The following is a 10761-nucleotide window of genomic DNA, read 5'->3' on the forward strand; positions in this document are numbered from 1 at the left end:
TTACATGAAATAAACAATAGCGATATATTGGAGTGCGGACGCAGCTAGGATAAAGAGATGCCAGATCATGTGGAAATAAGGTTTTTTCTTAGCGTAAAATCCAGCTCCAACTGTATAACAGAGTCCACCAGTTACCATGAGGCTCCAGAAAATTGGAGTTGTTTGGCTGATAATGGCAGGAATGATAGCTAGAACTAACCAGCCCATGATCAAATAAAGGGCAAGGCTGAATTTTTCATTGACCTTTTTAGCAAAGATTTTATAGAGGATGCCGAAAATGGTCGTTCCCCACTGAATGGCAATAATCAGATAGCCAAACCAGTTATTCATCAAGGTCAATACGACTGGCGTATAAGAGCCTGCGATAGCCACATAAATCATAGAGTGGTCGATGATTCGCAAGACGTATTTGTGGGTCGAACCATAGGCCATAGAGTGGTAAATGGTTGACGAGAGAAACATGAGAAATAGACTGATAACAAAGATAGAAACCCCAAAAGATGATAAAAATCCATGTGCTTCATAACTATAGGTGGATGAAATAGGGAGTAGGATGAGCATGATAACGGCACCCACAGCATGGGTCACGCTATTAGCAATTTCCTCTCCAAAACTGAGCTTTTTACTGAGTTTTAGACTGGTATTCATTGGATTTCCTCCTCTTCTTTGATAAGGATTAAGTCTAGAGTTTGATGATAGAGTTTAACCGTTTGACAGCTAGTTTGGATAATCGGATTTTCTGGATCGATCCCATCGTTCATGTAGTCCACAAAAGCATCGTAGAGCTGGTCTGAGCTCGCTTGAGTTTGCAGAGTATTGAGGGTCTGAGCGATTTCTTGGATCGAAAAGACAGACTTGAGAGTAGTAATAGCAATCAAACGTGCAATCTGTTTGCGTTGGTATTTTTTCTTATCCGGCTTTGTCAGGTAACCATGTTTGACATAGTTATTGACCATGGATGCTGTTAGTCCCTTGTCTTTATCTGGAGAGATAGGGGCACAGACTTGATTGACATAAAGCAAAACCTGATCCAGATAGAGGTCAATATTTGGAATGTCTTCCCATTTTGGGTAGGAAAAGTTAGAATTCATTTCCAACTCCTTTTTATCTAGTTTTAATAACTAGATTATAAAATAATAAAAAAAAAAAGTCAAGTTTCAACTACTTGTAGAAAGCTTTAAATTATGCTATGATGAGAGAAACTAGTTAGAAATGAGGGGAAAAGATGGAGATTCGTTTAGCTTTTCCAAACGAAGTAGATGCGATTATGCAGGTGATGGAGGAAGCCAAGAAATGTTTAGCAGATGCCGGTAGTGACCAGTGGCAAAATGGCTATCCAAATGCCGAGGTTATTATCGATGATATTATTTCAGGTCAAGCTTATGTTGCCTTGGAAGAGGGAGAACTGCTAGCTTATGCTGCTGTGACCAAGAGCCCAGAGAAATCCTATGAAGCCATTTATGAAGGGAGTTGGCAGGGGGGAGAATCAGAATATCTGGTCTTTCACCGTATCGCTGTTGCAGCAGATGTCCAAGGACAAGGTGTTGCTCAGACTTTCCTAGAAGGCTTGATTGAAGGTTTTGATTATCTAGATTTTCGTTCAGATACGCATGCAGAAAACAAGGCTATGCAGCATATCTTTGAAAAGCTAGGCTTCCAACAGGTTGGTAAAGTTCCAGTTGATGGGGAACGTTTGGCCTATCAGAAATTAAAAAAATGAATCAGAATAAGTACGCAAAAATGCTCTATCTGTCGCCAATTGGAACCTTATCCTTAGTTGCTGACAAGCAATATCTGTATGGAATTTGGGTACAGGATCAAACTCATTTTGAGAGGGGAATCGCTGGAGATAGTATAGAAGTAGTTAAGAAACATCCTGTCCTAGACCAGGTTATTTCCTATTTAGATACCTATTTCGAAGGCAGTGTTCAGGATCTATCAGACTTACCTTTGGCTCCTATTGGAACAGATTTTGAAAAGCGAGTCTGGACTTATTTACAGGCTATTCCTTATGGTCAGACAGTAACTTATGGACAAATAGCTCAAGACTTGCAAGTGGCTTCTGCCCAAGCGATTGGTGGAGCAGTGGGGCGCAATCCTTGGTCCATACTAGTACCCTGTCATCGTGTGCTGGGGTCAGGCAATCGTCTGACAGGCTATGCATCTGGAGTCGAAAAGAAAGCCTGGCTCTTGCAACATGAAGGTGCAGCATTTCAAGAAAATAAAAAATAGAAAGAAAAGAAGATGTTAGAATTTATCGAATACCCAAAATGTTCAACTTGTAAGAAAGCAAAAAATGAACTAGACCAACTCGGTGTGAACTATAAAGCTGTCCACATCGTAGAAGAAACACCAAGTGAAGACGTGATTTTAAACTGGTTGGAAACTTCCGGTTTTGAAGTGAAACAATTTTTCAATACCAGCGGGATCAAATACCGCGAACTGGGCCTAAAAGATAAGGTGGGAAGTTTGTCAAAACAAGAAGCAGCCAAGCTTCTAGCGAGTGATGGTATGTTATTGAAACGTCCAATTTTGGTGGAGAATGGTGCTGTTAAACAAATCGGCTATAGAAAACCCTATGAGAACTTAGGTTTGAGATAGTTTTTATTTATCTCCTTGATAGGTAAAATATATAGCCTCCCTGTTTTAAAGTGTGATAAACTAGAAGATAGACAAAGTCTGAGTAGCCCGTAGCAAATAATTTGCTTGCGAGCAGAAGTATGATAGAATGAATCATTATCAGGAGAGGATGTTTTTATGACTGTTACAACATTTTTAGCATCAGATTGGTACCAAAGTTTGATGCAACTCATTCCGGATGGTAAACTCTTTAGTTTGCGTTCGGTCTTTGATGGAATTCCAAGGATTGTCCAACAACTGCCTACAACCTTGATGTTGACGCTTGGAGGTGCACTCTTTGGTTTGCTACTTGCCTTGATTTTTGCCATTGTTAAGATCAATCGTGTTAAAATTCTATATCCCTTGCAGGCCTTTTTCGTTAGCTTCTTAAAAGGTACTCCAATCCTAGTTCAACTTATGTTGACCTACTACGGAATTCCTTTGGCACTGAAAGCTATCAACCAACAATGGGGGACTGGTTTCAATATCAATGCGATTCCAGCAGCGCTTTTTGCGATTGTGGCCTTTGCTTTTAATGAGGCGGCTTATGCAAGTGAAACGATTCGTGCAGCCATCCTTTCTGTTAATCCAGGTGAAATTGAGGCGGCACGTAGTTTGGGTATGACTCGTGCGCAAGTTTACCGTCGCGTGATTATTCCAAATGCGGCGGTGGTAGCGACGCCGACTTTGATTAACTCCCTTATCGGTTTGACCAAGGGAACATCTCTAGCCTTTAGTGCGGGTGTTGTGGAAGTCTTTGCCCAAGCTCAGATTTTGGGTGGAGCCGATTATCGCTATTTTGAACGCTTCATCTCTGTTGCCCTTGTTTATTGGGTAGTCAATATTGGAATTGAAAGCCTCGGTCGTTTCATCGAGAGAAAAATGGCTATCTCAGCACCTGATACAGTGTCTACAGATGTGAAAGGAGACCTTCGTTAATGATTAAGATTTCGAATTTAAGCAAATCCTTTTCAGGACAAACTGTCTTGGATCATCTGGACTTGGATATCCAAAAAGGGGAGGTAGTGGCCTTGATTGGTTCATCTGGAGCTGGGAAATCAACCTTTCTTCGTAGTTTGAACTATCTTGAAACTCCAGATAGTGGAACGATTCAGATTGACAATTTTAAAGTTGATTTTTCTCAGATTAGCCAAGAAGAAATCCTAACCCTTCGTCGCAAGTTGTCTATGGTTTTCCAACAGTTTAATTTGTTTGAACGCCGAACAGCTCTTGACAATGTCAAGGAAGGTTTGGTTGTTGTTAAAAAATTATCCGACGAGGAAGCAACAAAAATCGCCAAGGAAGAGTTGGCTAAGGTTGGGCTTTCTGATCGTGAAAACCATTACCCTCGCCACTTATCAGGTGGACAAAAGCAACGGGTTGCCCTCGCGCGTGCGCTTGCTATGAAACCAGATGTCTTGCTCTTGGACGAACCCACTTCAGCTCTAGACCCAGAATTGGTCGGTGAGGTAGAAAAATCTATTGCAGATGCTGCCAAGTCAGGTCAGACCATGATTTTGGTCAGTCACGATATGTCTTTTGTAACCCAAGTGGCAGATAAGGTTTTATTCCTAGATAAAGGGAAAATCATCGAGTCTGGCACACCGGATGAAATCATCAATCATCCAAAAGAAGAACGGACAAAAGAATTCTTCGCTAGTTACAAACGGACTTATATTTGATATAATAGAAAAAGGAAAACTCAGTTAGTTGGACTAGCTGAGTTTACTCTTTAAAAAAGATAGAAACGAGAGAGATCATGCTGCTGCAACTGTTTTCTTTATATTTCGAGAGTTTGATCTTAACGACCATCCTTGTCGTGATTTTTCTGGGGATTTGGATTGGATTGAGAGCCATGTCTGGTGTGGACAAGACAGCCAAGGCTCGTCAAGCTCATCTCTATGATATGATTATGATTGGAGTTTTGGTCGTTCCGGTGTTATCCTTTGCCGTCATGAGTTTGCTCTTGGTTTTCAAGGCATAATCCTTGCGTGACTAGCAAGAATAAGTTAGAATAAAGATAGTTACAACAAGAAAGAAGGAATCGAAATGTACGATACGATTATTATCGGTGCTGGACCTGCGGGAATGACCGCTGCCTTATATGCTGCTCGAAGCAATCTGAAAGTAGGCTTGATTGAAGGTGGTCTGCCAGGCGGGCAAATGAATAACACATCTGATATCGAAAACTATCCAGGTTATGCCAATATCAGTGGACCTGAATTGGCTGAAAAGATGTTTGAACCACTTGAAAACCTTGGAGTAGAGCATCTTTATGGCTATGTTGAAAATATTGAAGACAAGGGTGACTATAAGAAGGTAATCACTGATGATCAAGTTTACGAAACCCGTACTGTCATCGTGGCAACTGGGTCAAAACACCGTCTTTTGGGAGTTCCCGGAGAAGAAGAACTGAACAGTCGTGGTGTTTCTTACTGTGCAGTCTGTGATGGAGCTTTCTTCCGTGACCAAGACTTGCTCGTAGTCGGTGGTGGAGATTCAGCGGTAGAAGAAGCCCTCTTCTTGACTCGCTTTGCCAAGACTGTTACCATTGTTCACCGTCGCGACCAACTTCGTGCCCAAAAGGTGTTGCAAGACCGTGCCTTTGCTAATGAGAAAGTCAACTTTATCTGGGACTCTGTCGTCAAGGAAATCAAAGGTGAAAACCGAGTAGAATCTGTCGTATTTGAAAATGTAAAAACAGGTCAAATAACAGAGCAAGCCTTTGGTGGTGTCTTTATCTATGTTGGTTTGGATCCCGTTAGCGATTTTGTCAAAGATTTGAATATTCAAGATCAGGCTGGCTGGATTGTGACAGATAACCACATGAAAACTGCCGTTGACGGTATCTTTGCGGTTGGAGATGTTCGCCAGAAAGACCTTCGCCAAGTAACAACAGCAGTTGGAGATGGGGCTATCGCTGGTCAAGAAGCTTACAAATTTATTACAGAACATAGTTAATACACTTCGAAAATCTCTTCAAACCACGTCAGCTTCGCCTTGCCGTAGGTATGGGTACTGACTTCGTCAGTTCTATCCACAACCTCAAAGCAGTGCTTTGAGCTGTCTTAAGCTAGCTTCCTAGTTTGCTCTTTGATTTTCATTGAGTATAATCATAAAAAAGTTTCCAATCAGATGACTGGAAACTTTTTTTATAGTCTATTTCGGAAAACTTCGTACATGAGAATGGCTGCAGCAACACTGGCATTGAGGCTTTGAACATGTCCATTCATGGGAATGGTAATCATCTCATCAACCTGTTTTTTGATGTTGCTAGAGATGCCTTTTCCTTCATTTCCGATGATGAGGGCGATTTTTCCTTTTGTATTCCACTTGTGGCAAGGAGTACCGTTCATATCCGTTCCAAAGGTCCAGAAGCCTTCATCCTTGAGTTTGTCTAGAGTTTGACTGAGGTTGGTCACTCGCGCAATCGGTACATGCTCAATAGCACCTGTGGCCGTTTTGGCAACGACAGGAGTCACTCCGACGGCACGGTGCTTGGGAATGATGACACCTGAAACATTGGTCGCATCAGCAGTCCTTAAGATAGAACCTAAGTTGTGAGGGTCAGTTAGACCATCCAGAATCAATAGAAGTGGATTTTCTTCTTGGCGTGTTTTTGCAAGGATGTGATCCAGCTCGCTATAGGCAAATTCAGAGACTCTTAGGACAAAGCCTTGGTGAACAGCGCCTTCGGTCATCTCAGATAGGGATTTTTTTGAGGTCCAAGAGATGGAGACTTTTTTCTCAGCAGCCAGTTCCTTGACTCTCTCAACATTCTTTCCCCTTAGATCTTCTTGGAGGTAGAGTTTGTTTCCTGTATTTTCAAGGAGGGCTTCAGTAACGGCATGGACGCCATAGACAATATCATTTGTTTTCATGCCTCTATTATAACACAAAACCCCGTCTTGCAACGGGATTTTCTTTATTCAAGAATCAGTAAACCATCTTTAACTGCAAATGGGTCTTTTTCATTGATACGATCGTAGAACATGATTCCGTTGATGTGATCAATTTCATGTTGGACAACGATGGAGTTGTATCCTTTAAGCTTGATGCGGTGTTTTTCGCCGTCCTTGTCAAAGTAGTCAACAGTGACGCGGGCATGACGAACAACATAGCCTGGAACTACACGGTCGACAGATAGGCACCCTTCTCCTTCACCGAGGGCGGCGTCCTGAACAGAGTGAGAGACGATTTTTGGATTGTACATAACAGCTTGCAGGTCGTAGGCTTCCTGAGGAGTTTCACCTTCTTCCACAATATTTGGCACTAAAACAGCGATAATGCGTTTTGAGATATCTAACTGAGGAGCAGCCAATCCAACACCACCACGCAAGCCCATTTTCTCAGCCATAACAGGATCCTGAGAATTTTTGAGGAATTGCATCATCTTTTCTCCAAGGATGATTTCCTGGTCAGACAGTGGGAAAGTGACCTCCTCAGCAACCGCGCGTAAAGTTGGGTTCCCCTCACGGATAATATCGTTCATATTAATTAAATGAGCAGCTTTTGTAATACGTTCTATAGCAGACATTTTCTCTCCTTTCATTACCTCTACATGATAACACAAAATAGGCGAGAAAGAAAGTCACAGAAGTTCCTAAAAAATAATATAATAAACGGTATTCCTCTTTTGTCTGTGGTATAATAAAAGAAAAGACTTGCAGTAAAAGCAAGGGGGGAATAAAGATGGAAAAGCGACAAGATAGACGGTCTCATGGTCCTATTTTTGGATTGTTGAAGAGTAGTATTGGTTTCTTTAGGAATTATAAATCTTGGACAAATGCCCAGTTTATTACGGTGCTGTTGCTTGCAGTTTCCTTGGCTATGGGGCTGAACTTGTTGACCCAAGCAGTACAAGGGAACAAGGGAACAAGTCCGAGTGGTCAAACAGTTGATTCTGCTCAAACGTCTGGTCAGTCTAAGGAAAATCAGTCTGTCGAAACGATAGCTCGTATCATGGCAAATGGTGACCTTCTCTACCATATTCCTATCTACCGAACAGCTCTGAAAGAAGATGGTAGCTACGATTTCCACGAAAATTTTGAATATGTGAAACCATGGCTCAAGCAAGCGGATTTAGTGCTTGGTGATTTTGAAGGAACGGTGAACAAGGACCACTACTTGGCAGGTTACCCTCTCTTTAATGCACCTGGAGAAGTCATGGATGCTATCAAGGATGCAGGCTATCAAGTTCTAGACTTGGCTCATAATCATATTTTGGATTCTCAAATTGAGGGAGTGGTTTCGACAGCAGAAGCTATTGAAAAAGCAGGAATGACACCCATAGGAGTCTACACACATGAATCCCGAGACCAAGCTCCACTAGTTATCAAGGAAGTCAATGGTATCAAAGTAGCTCTCCTAGCCTATTCCTATGGCTTTAATGGCATTGAGCAGTATATCTCTCAAGAGGATTATAATCGCTATCTTTCTGACCTGAATGAAGATAAGATGAAGGCAGAAATTGAACGAGCTGAGCAAGAAGCGGATATTACTGTCATCATGCCTCAGATGGGAATTGAGTACCAATTAGAACCAACGGAAGAACAGAAAACACTGTACCATAAGATGATTAACTGGGGAGCTGATATTATTTTTGGAGGGCATCCTCACGTCGTTGAACCTGCTGAAACGGTTGAAAAGGATGGTGACAAAAAATTGATCATCTATTCCATGGGAAATTTCCTCTCAAATCAACGCATTGAAACCATGCAAGATGAGGAAAATGCCAAGTGGACGGAGCGAGGTGTTCTCATGGATGTGACCATTAAGAAAAAAGATGGCAAGACAAGGATTGAAACTGCCAAAGCGCATCCTACTTGGGTCAATCGGACACCTAAAGGGACTTACTCTCCAGAAGGCTATCCGCTCTTCCTCTATCAGACCTATATCCTAGAGGACTTCATTGAGGGGGGCAGTCATCGTGATCAGTTGGACGAAGCGACCAAGGAACGAATTGACACGGCCTATAAAGAAATGAATGAACATGTAGGGTTGAAGTGGTAGGTGCTCACCCTAAAGGAGATATAATGACGATTAAATTGATTGCAACAGACATGGATGGAACCTTGCTAGACCCGAGAGGGCAGCTAGATCTGCCCCGCTTGGAGAAGATTTTAGATCAGTTGGATCAAAGGGATATTCGTTTTGTCATTGCGACGGGGAATGAAGTTCACCGTATGAGGCAATTACTAGAACACTTGGCGAGTAGAGTAGTTCTAGTAGTTGCCAATGGGGCGCGTATTTTTGAACATGATACATTACTTCAGGCTCAGACCTGGGATGATGCTATGGTTGACAAGGCTCTCCTTCATTTTAAAGGGAGGGAGTGCCGAGATCAATTTGTTGTCACTAGTATGAATGGGAGTTTTGTCAAGAAAGGAACTGTTTTTACAGACCTAGAAAAATTTATGACACCAGAGATGATTGAAAAGTTCTATCAACGAATGAATTTTGTGGAAGACTTGCAAGCTGACCTCTTCGGTGGAGTGTTAAAGATGAGCATGGTTGTTGGTGAAGAACGTTCTAGTTCAGTTTTGCAGGAAATCAATGACCTCTTTGATGCTCGTGTAAGGGCTGTTTCTAGCGGTTATGGCTGTATCGATATCCTGCAGGCTGGGGTTCACAAGGCTTGGGGATTGGAAGAATTACTCAAGCGCTGGGATTTGACATCAGAACAAATTATGGCTTTTGGTGATAGCGAAAATGATGTTGAGATGTTGGAGCTGGCTGGAATTGCCTATGCTATGGAAAATGCTGATGATGAGGCCAAGGCAGTTGCAACTGCCCTAGCTCCAGCTAACAGCCAGGCGGGCGTTTATCAAGTTCTAGAGAATTGGTTAGAGAAAGAGGGATAGGGTGGCAGTACAGTTATTAGAGAATTGGCTCTTAAAGGAGCAGGAAAAAATTCAAACCAAGTATCGTGAATTGAATCAAGTATCTGTTCTAGAGCCAGATATCATCTTTATTGGTGATTCGATAGTGGAATATTACCCTCTTCAAGAGTTGTTGGGAGCTGCCAAGACGATTGTTAATCGTGGCATCCGAGGCTACCAGACGGGACTTTTATTAGGGGATTTGGATGCCCATCTTTATGGTGATGCTGTGGATCAAATTGTTCTCCTAATAGGAACAAATGATATTGGAAAAGATATTCCCATGAATGAAGCCTTGGATAATCTTGAGCGTGTGATCCAATCGATTGCCCGAGAATATCCGCTGTCACAAATAAAGCTCCTTTCCATTTTGCCAGTCAATGAGGGAGAGAGATACAAGCAGACTGTTTATATCCGAACCAATGAAAAGATTAGAGAATGGAATCAAGCCTATGAGGCTCTAGCATCCGCCTATATGCAAGTAGATTTTGTGTCGATTTATGATAGTTTGACAGATTCAGAAGGGCAACTTCAATCAGCCTATACAACGGATGGTCTCCATCTAAGTGTAGCCGGTTATCAAGCCTTATCAGAAGCCTTAAAAGGGTGCCTTTTCTAAAGAAACGGCTTGATTTTGCATTTTTTTTGAAGATAGGTTATAATAGTTCTAACATTCTGGGGTCGTTACGGATTCGACAGGCATTATGAGGCATATTTTGCAACCCGTGTGGCTACGTAAACGCTCAGTTAAATATAACTGCAAAAAATAACACTTCTTACGCTCTAGCTGCCTAAAAACCAGCAGGCGTGACCTGATTTGGATTGCTCGTGTTCAATGACAGGTCTTATGATTAGCGAGATACGATCAAGCCTTGTCTAGTGGTTTGATAAGAGATTAATAGACTCGCAGTTCCTAGGCTTGAGTTATGTGTCGAGGGACTGTTAAAACAATACATAACCTATGGTTGTAGACAAATATGTTGGCAGGTGTTTGGACGTGGGTTCGACTCCCACCGGCTCCATTATGAACAGGTATACAGTAGATTTTTTCCAAATTATATCCTTTGTTGTATCCTTCGTTGTATCCTATTTATTCTAGTGTGTTAGTGGAGAATTACTCAAGAGGCTGAAGAGGACGGTTTGCTAAATCGTTAGGTCGGGTAACTGGCGCGGGGGTTCGAATCCCCCATTCTCCGTTAGATAAACCCAGTGTTTTTCTAAACAACTATCCTTGGAGGTAGTCTCCAAGAGTAAATTTTCA

Annotated in this window: 14 protein-coding genes, 1 tRNA gene and 1 other RNA gene; 12 read left to right on the forward strand and 4 right to left on the reverse strand. The window is 42.0% G+C overall.

What is annotated here, in order from left to right; translation table 11 throughout:
• A complete protein-coding gene (gene trhA, locus GMD4S_RS03755; RefSeq protein WP_001097971.1) occupies nt 1-648 on the reverse strand; it encodes a PAQR family membrane homeostasis protein TrhA in 648 nt (215 codons plus the stop codon).
• Nucleotides 645-1091 (reverse strand): DUF1836 domain-containing protein, encoded by a 447-nt coding sequence (locus GMD4S_RS03760; RefSeq protein ID WP_001087577.1) that lies wholly within the window; start codon nt 1089-1091, stop codon nt 645-647. The genes trhA and GMD4S_RS03760 overlap by 4 nt, the downstream gene beginning before the upstream one ends.
• Before the next feature lie 134 nt (nt 1092-1225).
• Here GMD4S_RS03760 and GMD4S_RS03765 point away from each other — a divergent pair, with 134 nt between their 5' ends.
• From GMD4S_RS03765 to trxB, 7 genes are all read left to right on the forward strand, one after another.
• Nucleotides 1226-1720, forward strand: coding sequence for a GNAT family N-acetyltransferase (locus GMD4S_RS03765; RefSeq protein ID WP_000405854.1), 495 nt, complete (start codon nt 1226-1228; stop codon nt 1718-1720).
• Complete coding sequence (locus tag GMD4S_RS03770; protein ID WP_001075139.1) at nt 1717-2232, forward strand: methylated-DNA--[protein]-cysteine S-methyltransferase; 516 nt, start codon at nt 1717-1719, stop codon at nt 2230-2232. Before GMD4S_RS03765 ends, GMD4S_RS03770 begins: the two co-directional genes overlap by 4 nt.
• 12 nt (nt 2233-2244) lie before the next feature.
• Nucleotides 2245-2601, forward strand: coding sequence for an arsenate reductase family protein (locus GMD4S_RS03775; RefSeq protein ID WP_000889081.1), 357 nt, complete (start codon nt 2245-2247; stop codon nt 2599-2601).
• A gap of 156 nt (nt 2602-2757) precedes the next feature.
• Nucleotides 2758-3558, forward strand: a complete 801-nt coding sequence (locus tag GMD4S_RS03780; RefSeq protein WP_000219162.1) for an amino acid ABC transporter permease — start codon at nt 2758-2760, stop codon at nt 3556-3558.
• The gene (locus GMD4S_RS03785; protein ID WP_000590976.1) at nt 3558-4301 is read left to right on the forward strand and encodes an amino acid ABC transporter ATP-binding protein; all 744 of its coding nucleotides are present in this window, start codon (nt 3558-3560) and stop codon (nt 4299-4301) included. Before GMD4S_RS03780 ends, GMD4S_RS03785 begins: the two co-directional genes overlap by 1 nt.
• Before the next feature lie 77 nt (nt 4302-4378).
• Entirely contained in the window at nt 4379-4603 is a 225-nt protein-coding gene (locus GMD4S_RS03790; RefSeq protein WP_000926603.1) for a DUF4059 family protein, read from the forward strand.
• 65 nt (nt 4604-4668) lie between these two features.
• On the forward strand, nt 4669-5580 hold the full coding sequence (gene trxB / locus GMD4S_RS03795; RefSeq protein ID WP_000272337.1) for a thioredoxin-disulfide reductase: 912 nt from the start codon (nt 4669-4671) through the stop codon (nt 5578-5580).
• 191 nt (nt 5581-5771) lie between these two features.
• Here trxB and rlmB read toward each other — a convergent pair whose 3' ends face one another.
• Both rlmB and def read right to left on the reverse strand, forming a co-directional pair.
• The gene (gene rlmB / locus GMD4S_RS03800) at nt 5772-6500 is read right to left on the reverse strand and encodes a 23S rRNA (guanosine(2251)-2'-O)-methyltransferase RlmB (RefSeq protein ID WP_000855767.1); all 729 of its coding nucleotides are present in this window, start codon (nt 6498-6500) and stop codon (nt 5772-5774) included.
• Nucleotides 6501-6544: 44 nt separating this feature from the next.
• Nucleotides 6545-7156 carry a peptide deformylase gene (gene def / locus GMD4S_RS03805; RefSeq protein ID WP_001272964.1) on the reverse strand — a complete coding sequence of 204 codons (612 nt, stop codon included), beginning with the start codon at nt 7154-7156 and terminating at the stop codon, nt 6545-6547.
• A gap of 155 nt (nt 7157-7311) precedes the next feature.
• Between def and GMD4S_RS12825 the strand changes: the two genes are divergently transcribed.
• The 5 genes from GMD4S_RS12825 to GMD4S_RS03825 all read left to right on the forward strand — a co-directional run bounded on the left by GMD4S_RS12825 (nt 7312) and on the right by GMD4S_RS03825 (nt 10696).
• Nucleotides 7312-8631 carry a CapA family protein gene (locus GMD4S_RS12825; RefSeq protein ID WP_000415542.1) on the forward strand — a complete coding sequence of 440 codons (1320 nt, stop codon included), beginning with the start codon at nt 7312-7314 and terminating at the stop codon, nt 8629-8631.
• A gap of 23 nt (nt 8632-8654) precedes the next feature.
• Nucleotides 8655-9482 (forward strand): Cof-type HAD-IIB family hydrolase, encoded by an 828-nt coding sequence (locus tag GMD4S_RS03815; RefSeq protein WP_000152912.1) that lies wholly within the window; start codon nt 8655-8657, stop codon nt 9480-9482.
• 1 nt (nt 9483) lies between these two features.
• Nucleotides 9484-10119, forward strand: coding sequence for an SGNH/GDSL hydrolase family protein (locus tag GMD4S_RS03820; RefSeq protein ID WP_000290635.1), 636 nt, complete (start codon nt 9484-9486; stop codon nt 10117-10119).
• Between the two features lie 58 nt (nt 10120-10177).
• Nucleotides 10178-10525: a transfer-messenger RNA gene (gene ssrA / locus GMD4S_RS12830) on the forward strand.
• Nucleotides 10526-10608: 83 nt separating this feature from the next.
• A tRNA-Ser gene (locus GMD4S_RS03825) sits at nt 10609-10696 on the forward strand.
• Nucleotides 10697-10761 lie beyond the last annotated feature (65 nt).

Source organism: Streptococcus sp. GMD4S (genome assembly GCF_000296955.1).

Coding starts and splice junctions, on each gene's coding strand:
- GMD4S_RS03815 (WP_000152912.1), top strand. CDS start 8,655: ATGACGATTAAATTGATTGCAACAGACATGGATGGAACCTTGCTAGAC.
- GMD4S_RS03790 (WP_000926603.1), top strand. CDS start 4,379: ATGCTGCTGCAACTGTTTTCTTTATATTTCGAGAGTTTGATCTTAACG.
- GMD4S_RS03765 (WP_000405854.1), top strand. CDS start 1,226: ATGGAGATTCGTTTAGCTTTTCCAAACGAAGTAGATGCGATTATGCAG.
- GMD4S_RS03785 (WP_000590976.1), top strand. CDS start 3,558: ATGATTAAGATTTCGAATTTAAGCAAATCCTTTTCAGGACAAACTGTC.
- GMD4S_RS03775 (WP_000889081.1), top strand. CDS start 2,245: ATGTTAGAATTTATCGAATACCCAAAATGTTCAACTTGTAAGAAAGCA.
- GMD4S_RS03780 (WP_000219162.1), top strand. CDS start 2,758: ATGACTGTTACAACATTTTTAGCATCAGATTGGTACCAAAGTTTGATG.
- trxB (WP_000272337.1), top strand. CDS start 4,669: ATGTACGATACGATTATTATCGGTGCTGGACCTGCGGGAATGACCGCT.
- GMD4S_RS03760 (WP_001087577.1), bottom strand. CDS start 1,091: ATGAATTCTAACTTTTCCTACCCAAAATGGGAAGACATTCCAAATATT.
- GMD4S_RS12825 (WP_000415542.1), top strand. CDS start 7,312: ATGGAAAAGCGACAAGATAGACGGTCTCATGGTCCTATTTTTGGATTG.
- GMD4S_RS03770 (WP_001075139.1), top strand. CDS start 1,717: ATGAATCAGAATAAGTACGCAAAAATGCTCTATCTGTCGCCAATTGGA.
- def (WP_001272964.1), bottom strand. CDS start 7,156: ATGTCTGCTATAGAACGTATTACAAAAGCTGCTCATTTAATTAATATG.
- trhA (WP_001097971.1), bottom strand. CDS start 648: ATGAATACCAGTCTAAAACTCAGTAAAAAGCTCAGTTTTGGAGAGGAA.
- rlmB (WP_000855767.1), bottom strand. CDS start 6,500: ATGAAAACAAATGATATTGTCTATGGCGTCCATGCCGTTACTGAAGCC.